This window comes from Desulfosediminicola flagellatus (assembly GCF_005116655.2).
Classification (GTDB): domain Bacteria; phylum Desulfobacterota; class Desulfobulbia; order Desulfobulbales; family Desulfocapsaceae; genus Desulfopila; species Desulfopila flagellata.
In genome coordinates this window covers 6,381,431-6,402,757 of the sequence record NZ_CP050698.1, presented here as the reverse complement: position 1 = coordinate 6,402,757, position 21,327 = coordinate 6,381,431, and the positions used below count along the sequence as shown (strand labels likewise).

The 21,327-nt window shown below is 46.7% G+C and carries 17 protein-coding genes; 6 read left to right on the top strand and 11 right to left on the bottom strand.

Annotated features, from left to right (window positions below):
- Positions 1-22: 22 nt before the first annotated feature.
- From FCL46_RS26495 to FCL46_RS26475, 5 genes are all read right to left on the bottom strand, one after another.
- Positions 23-889, bottom strand: a complete 867-nt coding sequence (locus tag FCL46_RS26495) for a 4Fe-4S binding protein (RefSeq protein ID WP_228723287.1) — start codon at positions 887-889, stop codon at positions 23-25.
- Positions 879-1,478 (bottom strand): 4Fe-4S dicluster domain-containing protein, encoded by a 600-nt coding sequence (locus FCL46_RS26490; protein WP_136808653.1) that lies wholly within the window; start codon positions 1,476-1,478, stop codon positions 879-881. The genes FCL46_RS26495 and FCL46_RS26490 overlap by 11 nt, the downstream gene beginning before the upstream one ends.
- A complete protein-coding gene (locus FCL46_RS26485; RefSeq protein ID WP_136808654.1) occupies positions 1,475-1,780 on the bottom strand; it encodes a chaperone NapD in 306 nt (101 codons plus the stop codon). The genes FCL46_RS26490 and FCL46_RS26485 overlap by 4 nt, the downstream gene beginning before the upstream one ends.
- 197 nt (positions 1,781-1,977) lie before the next feature.
- Entirely contained in the window at positions 1,978-4,368 is a 2,391-nt protein-coding gene (locus FCL46_RS26480; protein ID WP_136808655.1) for a molybdopterin oxidoreductase family protein, read from the bottom strand.
- A 36-nt stretch (positions 4,369-4,404) separates the two neighbouring features.
- A complete protein-coding gene (locus FCL46_RS26475) occupies positions 4,405-4,779 on the bottom strand; it encodes a cytochrome c3 family protein (protein WP_136808656.1) in 375 nt (124 codons plus the stop codon).
- A gap of 353 nt (positions 4,780-5,132) precedes the next feature.
- On the opposite strand from FCL46_RS26475, the gene FCL46_RS26470 reads away from it, so the two are divergent.
- Positions 5,133-6,731, top strand: coding sequence for an ATP-binding protein (locus FCL46_RS26470; protein ID WP_136808657.1), 1,599 nt, complete (start codon positions 5,133-5,135; stop codon positions 6,729-6,731).
- Positions 6,728-8,071 carry a sigma-54-dependent transcriptional regulator gene (locus FCL46_RS26465; protein ID WP_136808658.1) on the top strand — a complete coding sequence of 448 codons (1,344 nt, stop codon included), beginning with the start codon at positions 6,728-6,730 and terminating at the stop codon, positions 8,069-8,071. Before FCL46_RS26470 ends, FCL46_RS26465 begins: the two co-directional genes overlap by 4 nt.
- Before the next feature lie 51 nt (positions 8,072-8,122).
- Here FCL46_RS26465 and FCL46_RS26460 read toward each other — a convergent pair whose 3' ends face one another.
- From FCL46_RS26460 to FCL46_RS26450, 3 genes are all read right to left on the bottom strand, one after another.
- A complete protein-coding gene (locus FCL46_RS26460; RefSeq protein WP_136808659.1) occupies positions 8,123-8,653 on the bottom strand; it encodes a PilZ domain-containing protein in 531 nt (176 codons plus the stop codon).
- A 78-nt stretch (positions 8,654-8,731) separates the two neighbouring features.
- The gene (locus FCL46_RS26455) at positions 8,732-9,610 is read right to left on the bottom strand and encodes an NAD(P)-dependent oxidoreductase (protein ID WP_136808660.1); all 879 of its coding nucleotides are present in this window, start codon (positions 9,608-9,610) and stop codon (positions 8,732-8,734) included.
- Between the two features lie 324 nt (positions 9,611-9,934).
- Positions 9,935-10,489, bottom strand: a complete 555-nt coding sequence (locus FCL46_RS26450) for a DUF4136 domain-containing protein (RefSeq protein WP_136808661.1) — start codon at positions 10,487-10,489, stop codon at positions 9,935-9,937.
- Between the two features lie 347 nt (positions 10,490-10,836).
- Between FCL46_RS26450 and FCL46_RS26445 the strand changes: the two genes are divergently transcribed.
- A complete protein-coding gene (locus FCL46_RS26445; RefSeq protein ID WP_167505949.1) occupies positions 10,837-12,543 on the top strand; it encodes a cache domain-containing protein in 1,707 nt (568 codons plus the stop codon).
- Positions 12,544-12,727: 184 nt separating this feature from the next.
- Here the strand turns inward: FCL46_RS26445 and trhA are convergent, their stop codons facing one another.
- The 3 genes from trhA to aceE form a co-directional block, all read right to left on the bottom strand.
- Positions 12,728-13,393 carry a PAQR family membrane homeostasis protein TrhA gene (trhA, locus tag FCL46_RS26440; protein WP_136808662.1) on the bottom strand — a complete coding sequence of 222 codons (666 nt, stop codon included), beginning with the start codon at positions 13,391-13,393 and terminating at the stop codon, positions 12,728-12,730.
- A 540-nt stretch (positions 13,394-13,933) separates the two neighbouring features.
- A complete protein-coding gene (locus tag FCL46_RS26435; protein WP_136808663.1) occupies positions 13,934-15,193 on the bottom strand; it encodes a 2-oxo acid dehydrogenase subunit E2 in 1,260 nt (419 codons plus the stop codon).
- Positions 15,194-15,203: 10 nt separating this feature from the next.
- The gene (gene aceE, locus FCL46_RS26430; RefSeq protein ID WP_136808664.1) at positions 15,204-17,906 is read right to left on the bottom strand and encodes a pyruvate dehydrogenase (acetyl-transferring), homodimeric type; all 2,703 of its coding nucleotides are present in this window, start codon (positions 17,904-17,906) and stop codon (positions 15,204-15,206) included.
- Positions 17,907-18,051: 145 nt separating this feature from the next.
- Here aceE and FCL46_RS26425 point away from each other — a divergent pair, with 145 nt between their 5' ends.
- The 3 genes from FCL46_RS26425 (at position 18,052) to FCL46_RS26415 (ending at position 21,192) form a co-directional block, all read left to right on the top strand.
- Positions 18,052-18,543 carry an Lrp/AsnC family transcriptional regulator gene (locus tag FCL46_RS26425; RefSeq protein WP_136808665.1) on the top strand — a complete coding sequence of 164 codons (492 nt, stop codon included), beginning with the start codon at positions 18,052-18,054 and terminating at the stop codon, positions 18,541-18,543.
- 134 nt (positions 18,544-18,677) lie between these two features.
- Complete coding sequence (locus FCL46_RS26420) at positions 18,678-19,166, top strand: DUF4231 domain-containing protein (RefSeq protein WP_136808666.1); 489 nt, start codon at positions 18,678-18,680, stop codon at positions 19,164-19,166.
- Positions 19,167-19,248: 82 nt separating this feature from the next.
- Complete coding sequence (locus tag FCL46_RS26415) at positions 19,249-21,192, top strand: acetoacetate--CoA ligase (RefSeq protein WP_136808667.1); 1,944 nt, start codon at positions 19,249-19,251, stop codon at positions 21,190-21,192.
- Positions 21,193-21,327: the final 135 nt, after the last annotated feature.

The following is a 21,327-nucleotide window of genomic DNA, read 5'->3' as shown; positions in this document are numbered from 1 at the left end:
ACGTTGAGCAGGACTACATTTTCTAATGCTTTTCCTGCTTTCCGCTCCAGGCAAAATCCAGCGCTTCAAAATTACAACTATCTATACATTCCCCACAGTTCCAGCAATAATTCCCTGCGCCCTCACCCTGCTCAGGTTCAAGCCCCATAGGACAACTTTTATTACAAAGCCCGCATGCGGTACACTTGCCAGCAACTCGTATGATTCGCAGATTTCTTTTACTGCCGATAAGCGCCAGCAGTGCTCCCAATGGGCAGAAGCTCCGACAGTAGAACCGGCGAGTGACAAGTTCAAGGACCAGGACCAGGATCAGGATAACACCTTCAAGCGCCATCGTCCTGAAAAAGACCAGCATCATTATCTCACGCCCGACAAGACCGGGTGGTGAGAGAAAAACAAAAAGTGGCGCTCCAAGCACAAGACTCATCAACAATTCGGCCATCAAGGTAAACCAGAGGACCCGCTTGGCCACAATCAGCTTATTCTGTAAAAAACGCTTTCGCGCAACAAAACGGCGAATCCGATCAACCAGTTCTAAAATAAAATTTACAGGGCAGAGCCAGGAGCAAAAGACACGTCCCAGCATAAAAGCGACCAGCACCGGTATAAGCATACCTATGAGTGCGGGCATATAAAACGACTTTGTAATCAGCAGGCTTTCAAGCCCTTCCAGCGGTGAGACAAACCAGAGATCGCCAAAGCCAAATGACTGATACCAGCCCTGAATAAAATCTATATGCAGATAGTAATTCAACAGCGGATTAACGAGAATAAACAAGAAAGCAACACTCAATGTAGTCAAGCGCAGAGTCGACCAGCTGACACGTCGTTTTTTTTGATCACCCGCCACAGCGATATTGATTCCCTGTCCCTTTGACTCACTCATCATGGGTGACCTTTTCCCGGGCATAAATCGGCTCAATATTGATCGCCTTTCTCCCATGTTTGTCAGTTTCAGGACAGGCATTGGTACACATTCCGCAACCGGTACAATGGTTTTCATCGATAACCGGCCGTAACTGTTCAAGCCGAATAGCTTTTTCCATAAATGGGCATTTGTCATAACAGGTACGGCAAAGCGTAATCCCCTCATAAGCTAGACAGTTGAAGGTATTAATTACCGCAAGGCCCATGCGTGTCTTGTCCTGTTTTACCCGCTGCAGACTCCCGGTAGGGCAGACATCAACACATTTCATACAGAGATAGCAGGGAACTTTTGTCACATCGATAAGCGGAGTTCCTGCATGGATACCCCGGCGGATATCAAGCATGGTGATGGCGCGATACGGACAGACCTCTACACAACGTCCGCAACGAATGCACTTGGCAGGAAAGAGTTCTTCAGGTACAGCCCCCGGTGGCCGCAAACTATTTGTGCCGACCGGACTTTTCAACATATTCGCCCGTGTTGTTGCAGGCGATAGCGCAAGGCCCGAAAGCCCTGCCCCGATCATTTGCAAAAATGTACGACGTTTCACGAATCTTTCGGCAATGATTTTTTGAAACCAAACGGTTTAGCAACCCTCTCGCCTTTCGCCATCAGGTCCGCCTCATCTTCGGTATTCAGATAGGTCATCCCGACAGTCAAAACATTGACATCTTTATTGATCCGATCGATGATCTGTTCCATTTTCTCAGATGTCTTCGTATCGAGAACAGCCACAATATTGCCCTCAGCATCGTCACCATGAACTTCAACTTCTACAATCGGCTCCAACGCCTTCAGCACCAGGTCCTTCTTCTCAGGAACGCTGGAAATAACTACTCCACCTATGGGCATGTTTTCCTCATTTTAATACTGCGTGGTTTATTCTGATTACTACAGAAATTCAGCAAATTTTTTAATCCGTGTGCAAAGTCTCCCCCCTACAAAGAGTGGAGACGGCCTGTTATCCAAGGACTTGAGCACATCGCTATATTTACGATATGCGATGTGCTCACGAGACGCCGGAGAACTGGCCGTATCTGCTCTTTAAATTACCCTGCGATGTACGGAGTAAGAGGCGTAGGGCCGGACACACGCTTAATCTGCACCGCACAGATCTTGAACTCAGGCTCCTTTGAACCCGGATCATACGCATCTTTGGTAACCTTGTTGATCATACGATCTTCATGCTGATCGTGCCAGTAAGCAAAGACCATTCCTTCAATCGGTCCTTCGTATACCTTTGCGGGCAGCAGGTTAACACCACGACGTGATCTCACCTCGACCATATCCCCAGGCTTGATTCCCAGCATCTTCGCATCTTTCGGATTGATCTCGATATATGCATAGGGGTTAGCCCGAAGCAACTCAGGAATACGACCGGTCATTGACATTGTGTGCCAGTGATCGATGATTCGGCCGGTTGAGAGGTAGAATGGGTATTCCGCATCAGGCATCTCTTCAGGATCAGCCTGCTCACGCTGCCAGATCCACAGCTTTCTGTCCGGATGTGCAGGACCGTAGAACTGGTATGGCAGATCGTTCTTTGATTCGGTAGTAGCCATTGGATCACGACCCTTAACGAATTTTTTTACGGTACCACCGGTAAGAGCGTACTCTTCGGTCGGCGCAGGCCACTGAACACCATCAGCCATAGACTCAAGAACCTTGTAAGTAGCACCACGCAAATCGTTATCACGATGTGCAGTCAGCTTCTGGCTATACTCGTCCCAGATCGCCTTAGGCAGCTCATATCCTTCCTCAAGACCTTCAAAGGGCTTGATACACTGGGTAATAACCGGATCATTCATTTTTTCTGCAAGCTTACGTGCCCATTCACGAACAATCCACACCTCAGGCATTGCATCGCCCGGAGAGCTGATTGCCTTTTTGGTGATCTGTGAACGTCGCTCGGTACAACCGTAAACACCGGTCTTCTCAAAATGGAAGGAAGTCGGCAGAACAAGGTTTGACTTCTGGGTTGTGAGTGTGTGGAAGATATCGGTGGTTACGATAAACACATCTTCTCGATCCATACCCTTGTTGTACAGGTTACAGTTGGGAAGGCTCTGAACAGGGCTGGTGCAGTTTACCCACAGCGCCTTAATCTTGCCTTCATTTACTGCAGAGAACATTGCCATGGTGTGCAGACCCGGCTTGGGTGGTATACGACCAGCGGGTACGCCCCATGCAGCCTCAACCTGATTACGCAGTTTTTCTTTTACCACCAGGCGATGACCTGGAAGGATGTGACACAATCCTCCACCTTCACGTACACCACCACACGCATTTGGCTGACCGGTAAGAGAAAGACTGTCAGCACCGTCTTTCATCAGCTGACCGGTGAGGATGTGGAGGTTATGCATCAGGTTGTTGGCCCATACACCGCGCTTACGCTGATTTAGGCCCATGGTCCAGAGACTCACAGTTCCTTTGGATGTAGCGAACCACCGGGCAATTGTGCGAACATCATCAGCGGTGAATGCATCGCCACACATCTTAACAGCCATCTCAGGGGTATACTTGGCAACCTGCACAGCATAGTCCTCAAATGTTGTTGAGTCGCCTTTACCCTTTTTAAAGGTTGTGTAGGTGTTAATAAACTCTTCGTCGTACAATTTCTCTTCAATGATGACATGAGCCATGCTGTTTAAGAGCGCAAGATCGGTACCAGGCTTGAACTGCAGATGCTTATCAGCGATACGGGAAGTTTGAGAAATACGAGGATCGATGTTGATTACTTTTACATCATTTGGGTTATCGAGCTTACGACGCATAATACGTCTGAACAGTACCGGATGTGCCTCAGCAGTGTTGGAGCCTACGATGAAGAAACAGTGTGCCTTCTCAAGATCAGAGTAACCACCGATTGGCTCATCCGCACCAAACGAGGTCAGGTACCCGCCAACAGCACTTGCCATACAGAGGCGCGGGTTACCCTCGACATTGTTGGACTGTAGACCTGCACGCATAACCTTCTGGAAGAGATATGTTTCTTCGGTTAATGCCTGACCTGAACCGTAATACCCAACTGCGGCACCACCGCCCTCTTTGTGGGCTTCGGCAAATTTTGTCGCTGCGATATCAAGGGCTTTGTCCCAGGAGATTTCCTTGAATTTGTCGGTCTTTTTTTCGCGATAAAGTGGTTTGGTCAGACGGTCAGGGTGACGCATACATTTCCAGAAATGCATGCCCTTCATACAGACATAACCAAAGTTTGTGCGGGATTTAGGTACACCGCGAAGTCCAACCGGGGTATCACCTTTTACACCAAGTTCAACCCTGCAGCCAACACCGCAAAGACGGCAACTGCCGCGATGCCATACAATGCCTTCCTCTGCTTTTGCCTGATTGGCTTTATCAATCGGCAAGCTCATGCTCACATAAGAAGCAGCTGAAAGTGCCGCCGCCTTTTTTATAAAATCTCGTCGTGTTTGTGCCATTTTCTGATCTCCTTGCTGTTCGTTGAATACGCTCTGTTATTTCTTCGCCTTGAATGAGTGAGGAACATGACATTCCCAACATGGCGTATTCGGCTCCTTGTCCAGCATATCAGCGTGGCAGGTTGCACAATTTTCTTTGGTCGGAGTTACAGCAAATTCACCGAACGTTCCATGGCACTGATAACATTTGACCATGGCAATACCGTGAACTGAATCGTACCACTCTTTCTCAACTTCAGGAGTAGCTTCCTTGTGGCATTCGGCACAGGCAATAAGTTGCTCCTGCTCTGTCAGTTCAGGATGCACCGCCCCTTCCTTCTTGCTCGCCATAACTGATACTGCACAAAGCATCAATGCCAGCATCGCCAGCATACTTACAGCATGTTTCACACCAATGTTTTTTCTCACCATCAACCTCCGCTTGCAGTTAGAATAACTGTCTTAATCATATGGGCTGATTACACCTCCCAGGAACCTGTTATCAGCTCATTCCCCAATTAATTCTGTCAACGTTTACTGTTTGCAAACAACGTTCCAATATTTTTACCCTTCTGTTTTCAGGTCATTAAAGAAACCGGGGCTGCGGATGTTACCTCCACGTAACACTTCTTGACACTCCCCGTTACCGCTTGGTAACATTGCCTCATCATGGCGGATCATTGATTTCGATGTTCCGATGCAATACAGACATCTTGGCGCATTTTGAATTTTAGGAATACCTTATGCATGCAGCAACCGAACGAAACATCAATCAAGGAGTAAAGATGAAGCTGCAGTATAAATTTATCATCGTGATCGGCGCAGTGCTAACCCTGACCTACATGACCATCCTGTATTATACATCCGGCCTGCAAAATGATCTAGTAATTGGTCAGGCACGACATCAGGCCCGCATGCTGCACAGGCAACTGATTCTCACACGTGAGTGGGTTTCCGATCATCATGGCCTTTTTGTAGTCAAAACTGATTCAGTACGTGAAAACCCGTTTCTAGACTACCCCAATCTCGAAACCAATGACGGCGTGACCCTGGTAAAACGTAACCCCGCCATGGTGACTCGTGAACTATCTGAATATGCGGACAAAGCCGGATTTGGCTGGTTCCGTGTCACCAGCCTCAAACCTGTTAACCCTTTGAATTCCCCCGATGATTTTGAAAAGTTCAGTCTTACACAATTCGAGGAAGAGAATCTGCCTGAACGCATGGAAATCATGAAGAGTCGCGGAACAAAGGTTCTTCGCTATATTGCGCCGTTAAAGGTGAAAGAAAACTGCCTCACCTGTCATGCCCGGCATGGTTATTCACTTGGGGATATTCGTGGTGCACTCAGTATCACCATTCCCATCGACTGGGCTGATACAGTAATCAAAAAAAACAACCAGACCATCATCCTCTATGGCCTGCTTTCAATTGTTTCGGTAGCCGGCGTAGTCTTCCTGCTTTTTAATGTGCTGGTTGCCAACCGCCTATCACGATTGAAGTTGGCCATGGACAGCTATCCTGCATCTAAAGATCTGAAACATCCTCTACCATCCGGAAATGATGAAATCGGTCATCTGGCCCAGGGCTTTTCTTCACTCTGCGGTCGCCTGGAACACTCGGAAAAGGAGCTTCGTCAAGCTGCTGAGCAGGCTTCCTACAACGAAAAGATGGCTGCACTCGGCCAGATTACCGCGGGGATTGCCCATGAGGTCAATAACCCGCTGGGTGGTCTTCGCAACTGCGTAAAAAACATGAAGGATTCTCCTGATGACCTGGAACTTCATGCCCGTTATCTGCCACTGCTTGATAAAGGTCTTCAAAGAATTGAACAGACCATGCGACAACTGCTGAATTTTGGCAGAGACAACCCGCTACTGCTGAGAAAACTCGATGTCGATGCGGAAATCAGGGAGTGTTTTGCTCTGTTGGAATACAAAATGAACGCCATCGAGCTCTCCCTCGATCTCAATATTGCAGGTTCCTACTGTATCGACACTGAGGCAATTAAGCAGATCGTTGTCAATATCGGTCTGAACGGTATACAGGCCATGGAAGAGCGTGGTGGAGTAATGTCTGTGAACTCCTGGAAAGAAGATCACAACCTATATATACGAATACGAGACACAGGCAGCGGTATCTCTGACGAGATAATTAACAAAATATATGATCCATTTTTTACAACAAAACAGGTAGGTGAGGGTACAGGCCTCGGCCTTGCGGTAACATACAGCCTGGTTCGTAAAATGGGGGGAAAAATAGTGGTGGAATCAAGCCCCGATGTTGGCACGACGTTTACAGTTATCCTGCCAATAGAACAATGCTGTGATACGAAACTACAGCGCGAACCTGTCGAACTATCTGATAATGGAGTAACACAATGATCAGGATTCTTCTTGCGGAAGATGATGAAATCATGCGTATCACCATCCAGGATCGTCTGGAAAAATATAACTGGCATGTCGAAGTTGCAACAGACGGCCAGAATGCCATTGATATGCTTGATCGCTTCAGTTTCAGGATTATTATCTCGGATGTCCGCATGCCCAACCTCGACGGCATGGCGCTTCTTAAACATGTTCGTGAAGTGACGCCCTATACCGATATCATCATGATGACCGGCTATGGTAATGTCGACAGTGCCATCAACTGCTTAGAGATGGGAGCCGCAGATTATCTGCTCAAGCCCTTTGACATGGATGATCTCGTCATCCGTATCAACCGTATCCTGGCTGTGCAGAACCTCAAGGCCAGGAACATTTCACTCGAAGACCACTGTCGTCAGCAGCAACAACAGCTTATCGGATCCGGCCCCGTAATGCAGGAAGTCTATCGACTCATAGAACAGGCGGCTCCAAGTGATGCCTCGATACTCATCACCGGGGAATCGGGTACGGGAAAAGAACTTGTCGCAGAAGCAATACACTCCGCTTCCAGACGACATAAACAGCCATATATACGTCTGAACTGTGCCGCCATCCCGGAAGGACTGATGGAATCAGAAATGTTCGGCCATGAACGGGGGGCGTTTACCGGTGCTCTCAAGCAGAAAATCGGCAAATTTGAGATGGCAAATGGCGGCACACTACTCCTTGACGAGATTGCCGACCTACCGCTGACCCTGCAACCAAAACTCCTACGCGTTCTTCAGGAACAGGAACTTGACCGCGTTGGTGGTTCCCGAACGGTAAAAGTCGATGTCCGCATTATCTGTGCAACTGCCAAAGATCTCGGTAAAGAAGTAGAGAAAGGAAATTTCAGGGAGGATCTCTATTATCGTTTGCGGGTCATACCCATAAAACTTCCACCATTGCGCGAGAGAAAAGAGGATATTCCGGAACTCACCCAACATTTCCTGCACAGCTTCAGCCTGAAACGAGGCGTGGCCATGAACCTCACTGCCGATGCGATGGAGAGACTGCTCGACTATGACTTCCCCGGCAATGTCAGAGAATTGAAAAATATCCTCGAACGTGCATCAGTACTAGCACCCGAACCCTCAATATGCCCGTCGGATTTACCTTCAGATCTCAATAGCAGCCCGATCAAAGTCGATGAGCCGTATACATTGGTACTGGCCGAGGCACTCGCGCGTACTGAAAAAGCAGTGATATTAAAGGCCCTGAACAAGGCGGGTGGAGTAAAGCAGGCAGCTGCAGATCTGTTGGGAATAAGTAGAAAAAACCTCTGGGAGAAAATGAAATCACACGCTATTCGAGCATAACCTGCCACCGCGCAGTGACTGTAAACCAGGCCACTGCGCGGTAACCGGTTACTACTTCATAAGATAAAAGCCGATTGCCTTATCGGCAGTCGAGTAGGTCTCAATCTCTGAAAAAGCAAGTGCGGCAACACTACCTTTACCACGCACAACTTTACCTTCCTTTTGAATCGCTGTCTTCTTACGGTCATCCAGCTGAAAATCAATTATCACCTTCTGACCGAGCTTAACTGTTATCGGTGATGACACTCGAATGCGGGCACCGGTCCTGCTCAGATCCAGAACCTGAACAGGTAAATGATCGTCGCTGTTAAGTGTCAACTTTCCTGGCAGCATGGTATCTTTTCGTATATGCACGCGTCGTTCAAGCTTGACGGTATTCACATAACCTTGAGAACACTCATTGTGCAGGCATTCATTGCAATCCTTATGACCACATTCACAATCATCACAACGAAACCTGTAGGTAAGGTTTACGGATCCTGATGATTTCAAATATTTGCTGACATCAACGACTTTCGCTTTTTCACAGCCAGGACAGGCCAGTGCCACCTTATTATCACTCCCGACATACACTGTTTTCATACACGTCACACCTGGTAAAAATGGCTGGCCAAGACGCAAAAACGCACTCTCCCGGCCAGCAAAAACATGCCGTAACTATCAGACATACAGTTTAAATAATGCCTGTGTCCCGTCGTCACCGCCACCTTCTTCGATAAGCTGATCATACAACTTTTTTGCCTGTTTAAGGCCGGGAAGTTCAGCGCCCATAGCGTCAGCCGACTCAATGGCAATGGACATGTCTTTAACAAAATGTTTTACATAAAATCCTGGCGCATAATCCTCTTTAATGATACGCGGTGCGAGATTTGTAAGCGACCAACTGCCCGCCGCACCACTCTCGATAGACTTCAGAACAGTTTCAGGATCAAGACCTGATTTCTTTGCGTAGGCAAGTGCTTCACACACTCCCATCATATTTGCAGCAATGGCGATCTGGTTACACATCTTTGTGTGCTGGCCACTACCTGCTTTGCCCTGGTAGACAATGTTTTTACCCATCAGTTCAAAAAGTGGAATCACCTCATCAAAGGCAGCTTTCTCACCACCAACCATTATCGAGAGCAGCGCCTCACGAGCACCTATATCTCCGCCAGAAACTGGAGCATCAAGTGAAGTAATATCTTTAGCAGCAGCCTCGTTGGCAATTTTTACCGCCAGATCCGGGCGTGAGGTTGTCATATCGACCACATAGCCACCAGCCTGCATATGAGCCAGGATTCCGGTTTCCCCCAGATAAACCTCTTCAACATCAGGTGGAAACCCTACAATGGTAAAAATCACATTACATTTTGCAGCAAGAGAGGCTACAGACTCTTCCCAGACTGCACCGCCATCAATCAAATCCACCGCTTTTGCTTTAGTACGTGTGTAAATATGTACCGGATATCCGCCCTGCATGAGGTGATTAGCCATACTCTTGCCCATCACGCCAATTCCTATAAAGCCAATAGTTGTATTCTCAACTGTAAGCGCCATCTAGTACTCCCTGTTTAATCAATATTTTCTATCTTCAGTTATCGCCCCGATAACGTTGACAATCGCATGTCTCGTGCTGGTATTTTATCCAAACAATAGTAAAAGAAGTAATCCTAGCAGAGGTCTCCCATCTTTTCAACATATTGAATATATATGCAAAAAAGCAATAAACTAAAAGACATCTGCCTGGCTATTATCAGCCTGTCCAGTATACAGAGCTATAGCATTCCGTCCTGCTTGTGTAAATATTGAGCATGACTGAACGATTACAGATACATGGCAAAGTGGTTGGGTATACAACCACTTTGATAGTTAAGACAAAAATTACGGTGGAGGAAATTGAGCAAGTATGGAGTCTACCATTCTATACACAAAAGCTGTAGTTGCTTCAGGAGTGGAATGTGTAGTGACAATTTCAGAACCGGTCCCCCTCCAGGCGAGAGTTCCTGAAGGCACATCTATAACATCAACAGCAAGTATTCCGACATCATACTGACGCACAATGTTGCCGGTACCGTATCCAATTTCGCTATAACGGTGATGCCGCCCAACTCCAAAACCAAATGTTGTGCCGACCGGATCTGATTCCAGCCTGGCTTGTATTGAGTAGGTATAGGTGATGAGGAAATCAGCAGGTGCACCGACGACAAAACCTCGTCGTAAAAGAGCACTGTCAATAGCCTGACGAAACCTTTCATGCAGCAGAGGGTTATTCACCCTGATATCATCAGCTGGTTCAATAGAAACAGTCTTCCACTGGTATTGGCGGTATTGGGAAAAATCCATCCCGGCCCTATAGTCCTGGCTGACCTGAACCTTTGAACACCCGGTAAGCAACAGCAGTACAACGATGATCGCAGTACTAATCCAGTTCTTCATACCGCCTCCAATGTAGTTAATTACCGTCCGAAAACATTGCTTTTCGCCCAATTCTTCGTTTCGGGTGATCACTCGTTTATTCCAAAACCGTATTGAAAATCATGCAGCAGATGACATTCATATACACCTCTGAATATATTAACTGTAGACAATACGTTAGCTACTATTGGTCTGATGTACAATGACAAATTTCAGCTTAAGATATCTCCCCTCCGTTTTTTGGGCCTTAAGAGTTCCGGTAACGCCTGCCGGTTTTCAGGATTATTTCTTATTTCTACGTTTTTTTGATACAAATAAAGAAACACCAAACCCGAATATTTCACGAATCTGCATTTAACAGGTAATCAATGAGCAATCAAAAACCCTATCCAGTAGTAGCCCGAATAGGTTTACCTGCCTTGCTCACTGTTTTTCTGTTTGCTGCTGCTGTCTTTGCTATCATCCTCCCCGCTATGGAGAAGAGTTTTCTCGCCAGAAAAAAAGAGATGATTAAGGAGGTTACAGAATCAGCATGGTCTATCTTGTCAGAACATGCTGACAAGGTTACGTCTGGAGTTCTGTCAGAAGAAGAGGCACGTTCAAGGGCAATCGATATCATACAAGGCCTCAGATACGGGCCTGAAAGAAAAGACTACTTCTGGCTAAACGATATGACCCCGCGAATGATCATGCACCCCTACAGAACTGACCTCAATGGCAAGGATATCAGTGACTTTAAAGACCCGAACGGGAAAAGGCTCTTTGTTAAATTTGTAGAGGAAGTCCAAAAAAATGGAGCGGGATATGTGGAATATATGTGGCAATGGAAGGATGATAGCAGCCGTATCGTCCCTAAGATATCCTATGTAAAAGAATTCAGGGAATGGGGCTGGATTATCGGTTCCGGCATCTATATCGACGATGTGTATAAAGAATTGTCACAAATCCGTGGAACGCTCTACGCAACATCTGCCACGATTTTTTGTATCGTTATTGTTCTTGTTGGATATATCGTCCGTCAGACCATTATTGCAGACCGGTTAAGAGAGTATATATGGGAGGAACGTTCAGCCCTATTTGAGGCATTGGTTATAAGTGAAGAGCAATACCGCTCAATGGTTGATTATACCAGCGACTGGATATGGGAGGTAGATTTGAGCGGGACATTTACCTATTCCAGTATGAAGATTATAGAACTGCTTGGCATAAAGCCAAAAGAGATTGAGGGTAAAACGCTTTTTGATTTTCTGGTACCGGGAGAAAAAGGACATTCGGGCCGAAAATTTCTGGAACTGGTCAATCAAACCGAACCGTTTACCGGCCTTGAAGCCATTTGCAGACATAGCAACGGCTCCCCCGTAGTTATAGAAATAAATGGTGTTCCATTTTTCAATTCTTACAAAGAGTTACTGGGATTCAGAGGCGTCGCCCGTGACATTTCTGAACGAAAACGCTCTGAAGAGGCATTATGGAAAAGCCATAACCAGCTCCACCGGAATCTTGAAGAAACTGTTCGGTCACTTGCTCTCACAGCCGAGAAACGTGATCCGTATACAGCCGGCCATCAGGTGAGGGTGGAACGGCTCGCGCACGCCATAGGACTAGAACTCGGATTATCTGATCAGCAATTGGAAGGACTTCATTTTGCCGCACTTCTCCATGACATAGGGAAAATATCCCTTCCTTCAGAGTATCTTGCAAAACCGACAAAGCTCTCTGAAGAGGAACGGACAATAATAAAATGTCATACAGAAGCAGGCTATGACATCCTGAAATCGATCCATTTCCCCTGGCCGGTTGCCGATATTGTCCACCAGCACCATGAATTACTCGATGGGTCAGGATACCCCCGCGGCCTGAAAGATGTCAATATACTGCTTGAAGCAAAGATCATCACTGTCGCCGATGTTGTTGAGGCAATGTCTTCTCATCGACCATATCGCCCGGCCCTGGGTCTTGATAGAGCACTTGATGAAATTCGAGCAGGCAAAGGGATTAAATATCACCCACAGGCAGTAGAAGCCTGCATTTACCTGCTTATTGACCGTCAGTTCAATCTGGGAACTGACGCCTGATTTTTCGTTTCTTTTGTATTACAAAAACTAGTGTCCTGTCATGCCTCAAATCTCTAATTCTGCTCGCCCTTTTCACTTCCTGACTTCGTTACTCCTTCAGTTACATAGCGCTGCTATGCTCCATCAGTCATGCCTTGCAGGAAGAGAAAAAGCTTCGCATTATTACGGTATCTGGCACATGACACTAGTTCGAAAAAACAGGAATTACATACAGCAATATTGAGAAAAATTGAAAAATGGTACCGGCAAGTACAAATAGATGCCAGATAGCATGGTTAAACGGTATGGACTTCTTAATGTAAAACGGAACTCCCAGAGTATAACAGAGGCCACCGGCCAAAAGCAGCATCAAACCACCTGGTGCAACCACTGCCAGCATCGGTTTTATAGCCACGACAATAGTCCAGCCCATCGCCACATAGAACCCTATGGTGACAAATCGCAAATTTTTAGGCAGGAAAATCTCCATCAGAATTCCGACCACGGCCAACCCCCAGATGGTACCAAAAAGCCACCAACCCCAGGGCCCTCGCAAACTCACCAGAGTAAATGGGGTATAGGTTCCGGCGATCAATAAAAAGATTGAGGAATGATCGAGAATCCTGAATACCGCTTTTGCTTTTTCCCAAGGGATAGAGTGATAGAGCGTAGATGCCATATAGAGCATAATCATCGTCCCGGCATAAATACTACACGAAACGATGTGCCATACTGTCCCGAAGACACTGGCAAAAGCGGTGAGAACACCCAGTCCGGCAATAGCCAGAAGCAAACCGACACCATGGGTTATACTATTGGCCAACTCTTCGTAGAAACTGTAACGGGGCAACACTGTAGCCTCAGAATTCATAGGGGTCCTCGTTAAACGGCAACCGTTCATTTACCGAAATGCGTTATAATCAAAAGTATTCGTGAGATATATTACGAATGAAACTGTTACAAGGCAACCAGGAGGCTGTCCATTACCCATATCTTCTCAGCTTTTGCGAAATATGTTGTTTTTTCGCCACTCTTCATAGACTGGAAGCGGGCTTAAGGACTTAGGCCGAAGGTAATAGGACTGAGTAATTCAGAAGCTAATTGCATGCTCAATGCAATTTACTCAGTCCTAAGCCCTTTATCCACAGTCCTTTTTGTCGCGTTCTCAAAGATCCCACGCAATCTGCAAGGTTGAGGTTTTGACTTATGGGTAATAGGCCGTCCCAGGCTCAAACGTAGTATCCCTTACCCTATCCTCTTTCATGATCTTTCTCTATCAATTTTCTTTTAGAAATGGCTTAGCCACTGTTGTGATGTCAAAAATTATTCTTAACCATACATTGTACTATTCAACTTAACCCGCCGCATGAATCTCCTCAAATAGAATGGACCATCTCCTCAAGGCATTACATCACAAAACAACCCTGCGAAAATCAGCCAGTACCCTGCATAAATGAACATTAAATCGAGATGCAGTCACACCATCAAGTGCACGATGATCCCAGCTTAATGACAGAGGAAGAATCTGGCGGGGGATAAATTCACTGCCTTTCCATTGCGGTTTTATAGATGACCTTCCTAAAGCGAGAATCGCAACTTCAGGGGCATTGATTATCGGGGTAAAATGCGTGCCGCCAACGCTTCCAAGGCTTGAAATAGTAAACGTTCCCCCCTGCATATGCTCTGCCTTTAATTTGCCTTCCCGCGCCAGTAATGCGAGTTCACTTACTTCGGTTGCAATCTGGACAAGTCCTTTTTTATCAACATCACGAATTACCGGAACAAGAAGACCTCCGGGAGTATCGACTGCGAAACCGATATGGTAATATTTTTTTATAATGAGCTGCCCACCCTGCAATGAACTGTTCAACTGTGGCAAGACCTGCAGGGTGTTTTGCACTGCCTTGATCATAAAAGGCAGCAGAGTCAGTTTTACCGGCTGTTCCTGATTGAGTTCCCGGCGAAATGCTTCTATCTCCGTTATGTCAGCCTCATCAAAACTCGTCACATGAGGAATAGCCGCCCAGTTTTTTGCCAACTGCGGCCCACTGATTCGCTGAATACGGCTAAGCGGAGATGTTTCAATTGGGCCAAAGGCTGAAAAATCGATAATCGGCTCTTCATAACTCGCTTTCTGCGGTCCTCCACTCTGCATAACCCGTTTTACATAGGCACGAATATCTTCTTTCTGTAATCTGCCCTTTGGGCCCGATCCTGACACATCCGCAAGCTTTACACCAAGTTCTCTCGCCAGACGCCGAACAGCAGGACCGGCCGGACCATGATTCATGCTCATTTTTTCTTTTTCGGGCTGAACAGAAACAGATTGTTGCAAAGGATTGGTCTGTTCTTTAATCACCTGAACTTCGACTATCTTCTGTTTCAATATCTTATCAGGTTCTACAACCGAGTCCTCTCCCCTCAGTCCTTCACCCTTTTCATAACGAAGCAGCAAACTCCCCTCTGAGACCAGATCACCTTCTGCAACCAGAATCTCCGTAACAACCCCTGTAACCTCCGCGGGAACCTCCATACTGGCTTTATCTGACTCAAGCGTTACCACCGCAGTATCGGGTGTCAGTACCTCACCCAACTGCACCATGATTTCCACGACGGGTACTTCGGCAAAATCGCCGATATCAGGTACCAGCAAATCTATTATATTTCCCATGATTGCTCCCTTAATCGACCAGAGGATTCGGTTTGTTGGTATCAAGTTTGAATAAGGCGATCGCTTCGGATAATACAGCGCGTTCCAGAGAACCCTCTTCAACCAGACTCGTTAAGGCCTGCAGGGCAATATAGCGGCCATCTATTTCGAAAAAGTCCCGTAATGCAGCACGGGTGTCGGAGCGACCGAAGCCATCAGTACCAAGCACCTTGTAGCGGTTCGGAACCCATGCACGAATAAGCTCAGGATATGCCCGCACATAGTCTGTCGCGGCAATTACCGGCCCATCCGTATCGATAAGTTGACTTGTGAGATAGGGAACCTGAGGCTCCAGTTCAGGATGAAGAAGGTTCCAGCGATCGCAATGCATAGCATCTTTTCGCAATTCACCAAAACTTGTGACAGACCAGATATCTGCAGTCACATTAAAATTCTCATCAAGGAGACTTGCTGCAGCAAATACCTGCTGCATAACAGAGCCACTTCCAAGCAACTGAACACGTAGGTTTTTTTCATCTGAGCCAGCAGATCGCAGTTTATATATACCGCGGATAATTCCTTCTTCGGCTCCTGTTGGCAGCGGCGGATGCGGGTAGTTTTCGGTATAGAGTGTCAGGTAATAAAAACCTGTCTCTTCCTCACTCATCATCTGCCGAATTCCCTCTTCCATGATAACCGCAACTTCATAACCAAAGGCAGGATCATAGGCATGACAGGTGGGGACAGTTGCCGCATACACATGGCTCTGACCATCTTCGTGTTGTAATCCCTCTCCGGACAGCGTCGTACGGCCGGCAGTGGCCCCCAACAGAAAGCCTTTTGTTTTACAGTCAGCAGCATTCCAGATAAGATCGGCTACTCGCTGAAAACCAAACATTGAGTAAAATATGTAGCAAGGGATCATCGGCTGATCGCTATGAGAATACGAAGTTCCTGCAGCTATCCATGAACAGAGTGACCCTGCTTCGGTGATACCTTCTTCGAGTATCTGCCCGTTAATATCTTCACGATAATATGCAAGTTGATCAGCATCCTGAGGAATATAGTTCTGCCCCCAAGGTGAATATATGCCAAACTGACGAAACATATCCTGCATACCGAATGTGCGGGCTTCATCCGAGATAATAGGCACAATCCTCGGCCCCAATTCACTATCGCGCATAAGTTTAGTCATTAAGCGCACTGCCACCATGGTCGAACTAATTTCCCGCGTACCTGTATCAGTATGGAAGGAGTTGAACAGATCCGGCTTGGCAGCTGAAAGTGATTGAGATTTTCTGCGACGTCGCGGAATATAACCATGCAAATCTTCACGCTTACCTTTCAAATAACGAATCTCTGCACTCTCTTCTCCCGGATGCAAAAACTGTAACGCTTCAACCTGAGTATCATTTAACGGCAGATCAAATCTATCCCGAAATTCTTTTAAGCCATCAACAGAGAGTTTCTTGGTCTGATGAGAGCTATTTACACCCTGTCCTGCAGCCCCCATACCATAGCCTTTTGTGGTCTGCGCCAAGATTACCGTCGGTTGCCCCGTATGAGCTGCAGCATTTGCATATGCAGCGTAGATTTTTATAGGGTCATGACCGCCACGGATGAGTGCATCGATATCCTGATCTGACATGTTTGCCACAAGACTTGCGAGCTCAGGATATTTTGAGAAGAACTGCTCACGGTTATAATGGCCGTCAGTCGCTGAAAGTTTTTGGAATTCACCGTCAACTGCCTCAGCCATTCGCTTTAATATCCAGCCCTCCGTATCGCGGGCAAAAAGAACATCCCAATTGGAACCCCATAAACATTTAATAACATTCCAGCCCGCACCTGCAAAAAGGGTTTCGAGTTCCTGAACGATGTTACCATTTCCACGAACCGGGCCATCGAGACGCTGCAGGTTGCAGTTAACAACGAGAATAAGATTATCGAGCTGTTCCCGGGCCGCAAGCGATATCCCCGCGAGCGATTCAGGCTCATCCATCTCGCCATCTCCGACAAAGGCCCAGATTTTTCGATCTGATGCATCAAGTAGATCGCGGTGCAGTAAATACCGCTGAAATCGCGCCTGATAAATAGCAGAAAGTAAACCCAACCCCATAGAACCCGTGGGAAATTGCCAGAAATCCGGCATCAGTGTCGGATGTGGATACGATGAGAGGCCTGCACCAATCCCGCCGCTTACTTCCCGCCGATAATAGATAAGGTTCTGTTCGGCTAATCGCCCCTCAAGAAAAGCACGGGCATAAATGCCAGGCGCAGCATGTGGCTGGAAGTAAACGAGATCACCAGGATGTTTTTCACTCTGAGCCCGAAAGAAATGATGAAATCCAACCTCAAACAGATCGGCAATTGAAGCGTAGGTGGCTATATGACCACCCAATTCCGCATGTGACGTATTTGCCCGCATAACCATCATCAGCGCATTCCAGCGATGGATCGCCGTAATACGTGCCTCAAGATCAAGATCACCGGGATATGGTGGTTGTTCTGCAACAGGGATCGTGTTGCGGTACGGCGTTGTATGCCTGGTATGAAACCGGCCACCGGCTCGCCTGCCATACTCGATAAGACGATCCGTCAGGTATTCCGCCCTGCCAAGGCCATCGCGTTCAATGACTTCTGCCAGACTCTCGATCCAGTCCTGAGTCTCATCTGCATCACTATCAGGCCTGAATGCTGGTATCTGTTCCTGAGACAGTGGTTTATGGGCCATAGTCGGTCTCCTCAATTGAGAATTGTACAGGGTGTTTTTGATAGTATTAACAGATAGTAATATAACGGAATCTCAGACGATAAACATTGCTTTATACATTGTATTATGCGACTATAAAGCAACATTCAACACTAATTCGAGGATTATGAGCAACAATAGCAAAGACAATTCTTTGGACGATCTTGATCTGCGCATCCTTAGCCGGCTGCAGAAAGACGCCAGAATAACCAATGTTTCCCTGGCGGAGTCCGTTAACCTCTCTCCTGCACCATGCCTTCGAAGAGTACGGGAACTTGAGAAAAACGGAATTATTAAAAGCTACACCACTCTGCTCGACCCTGAAAAGCTTGGCTGGGATGTCAGTGTGTTTATCGAGGTCCGGCTTGAGCGACAGGTGGAAAGTGACCTCCGTATTTTCGAAGAAATAATCGAACGTTTTCCTGAAGTTATGGAGTGCTATCTGATGACCGGAACTTCTGATTATCTCTTGCGTGTGGTAGCAAAAGACCTTAAATCATTACAGACATTTATCACTGACAAGTTGGCAGGCACACCAAATGTCGCGAACCTCCGTTCAAGTATCGCGCTAAAACAGGTGAAATATAAAACTGCACTTCCTATCCTCAATATCTCATGAGTTTCTGAGGCGAGGAGGGTGTCCGAGAATAGACATTTTTTCTAAAATCGAAGAATTCGGGTAGATAAGCGCAGACGTCGAGAGGGCATTCTCGGACGGCCCCCAGGAGGCTTTAAACACCACAGGCTAATAATATGAGTCGCGAGTTAACAGATAAACGTATCGAGAGAGCCGATCAATACGACCAGAGAACCCGTTACCAGGCAGAGTGGTACTGCAACAGGGCCAACGTTAACAAAAAGTTCTTTCAAGCTATAGGAATTGTCATAATTTTTCTTGGTTCCTTAGTAGGATTTCTCCCCTTGTTTGATGACGCTTCCGGTAAACGGGATATACTCATAGGGATATGCGGTGGCTTGATTGTAATCTTAAAGGGTGTTGAACGAATCTGGCTACCCGAAGAAAAATGGGTAAATTACCGAAAAGCCTCGGAAGCCCTGCTGCGTGAACGTGAGAAATATACTGAAGGAATTGCCCCGTATCAATTCGGCCGCGATGAAGATAGTGTGTATACCCTGTTTGTTGAGCGATCCATCCTCATAAAAGCAGAAGAACAGAATAATTTCTGGGGATTAAATGACAAGAACGAAAAAATTGAGCAAAAACCCGACCCGCAAACTTAACCTATCTCTTTGGTTGTGTTAGACTAATTGCACAACACCTTCCTTCAAGCTCGTCTTAACCAGACCTTATCAGGAGGCTTTAATGGCACAGTCCACCCCTCTCTGGACCCCTCAGAAACAGCATATAAAGAGTACGCGTATCCAGGAGTTTATTGAATATGTTGCCCAAAGAACATCCATCCACCACCCGGATTACCATGCTCTTTATGATTGGTCTGTATCAGACTCCTCGACTTTTTGGGATCTTCTCTGGGATTTTTGCGAGGTTATCGGCGATAAAGGTGAGCGTATTCTCGTTAATGGTGAAGATATTGAGCATGCTCAATGGTTTCCGGATGCACGCGTAAATTTTGCGGAAAATCTCCTACGCAGAAGAGACGACGCCCCAGCAATCCATTTCAAAAGTGAAGATACGATTGAATATAGCCTGAGCTTTAAAGACGTTTATCAACAGGTGAGCGCGGTAGCCGCCTGGCTCAAAACCACAGGACTACAGCCTGGTGACAGGGTTGCCGGTTATCTGCCCAATATGCCCGAAACTATTATTGCCATGCTGGCAACAGCAAGTGTTGGCGGGGTATGGACGTCTACCTCTCCTGATTTTGGTTATGAAAGTGTTATAGACAGATTCGGACAAACCGAACCCAAAGTTATGTTTTGCGCAGACGGATATTATTACAACGGCAAAACCATAGACCTTACTGCAAGAGTAGAACAGATTCAAAACGAGCTCCCCACTATACATCATACAGTAACAATCCCACTCATCCACAGCAGCAAAATGACTCCGCAGATTGGCTGGCAGGACATTGTAGATGAGTATGCCGGGAATGAGCTGAAATTTACCCCTATGAGCTTCAATGATCCTCTCTATATCCTCTACTCATCAGGAACCACAGGAAAACCCAAATGCATAACACATAAAATCGGCGGAGTACTGTTGCAACACCTCAAAGAACATCAGTTACATTGTGATATCAGGCCGAATGATAAGGTCTTTTACTTCACCACTTGCGGCTGGATGATGTGGAACTGGCTGGTCACTGCACTTGCTTCCAACGCCACTGTGGTGCTTTATGACGGCTCCCCGTTTTATCCTGCTAATGATGTACTTTGGCAATATGCTGAAGATATCGGAATGACACTCTTCGGAACATCAGCAAAATACATCGACACCATGAAAAAACAGGGGATGGCCCCGATCAAAACGTTTCCTCTCCCCAAACTCAGAACCATCTGTTCAACCGGTTCAGTTCTGTCCCCGGAGGGGTTTGACTATGTATATGAGATGATAAAACGTGATGTGTGCCTCTCATCTATATCTGGTGGCACTGATATTATTTCCTGTTTTATTCAGGGCTGCCCAATTCTGCCTGTATATAGGGGAGAATGCCAGTGCAGGGGGCTCGCCATGGCCACAAGGGTGTTCAACGCGGATGGACAAGCTGTTACTGAAGAAAAAGGAGAGCTTGTCTGCACCCAGACCTTTCCCGCACAACCGGTATACTTCTGGAATGATCCAGACGGAAAAAAATACCACAGCGCCTATTTCACTACCTACCCCAATGTCTGGCATCATGGAGACTATGTAAAGCTAACAGAAAATGGAGGTATGGTTATCTATGGCCGCTCAGACGCCACATTAAACCCTGGAGGAGTCAGGATCGGCACTGCTGAGATATATCGCCACGTAGAGCAACTTGATGAGGTCGTGGAGGCTATCGTCATAGGTCAGGAATGGGAAAGAGATACCCGTATTGTCCTCTTTGTCGTTCTTAAAGAAGAGGCAGAACTTACGCCTGAGCTTATTACTACAATCCGTGACACTATACGTAAAAAATGCAGCCCAAGGCATGTTCCGGCAAAGGTGATTCAGGTTGCAGAAATCCCGCGTACCAAATCAGGAAAAATCGTCGAACTCGCTGTAAGCCAGGTGGTTCACAATCGTGAAGTGAAAAACAGTAATTCTCTTGCTAACCCTGACGCTTTGGAATTATTTCGAAATATCAAGGAACTCACTGAGTAAAACATGTAACCAGATACGCTGAAGAACTCTTGAAATCTTGTAACTGCTCACAGGGCACCAAATCTTTCCGCGAGCAGTCTGGTTTACGTATGACATATACGCTTCACCAACCTGCTTGCGAAAATCTTCGGCACC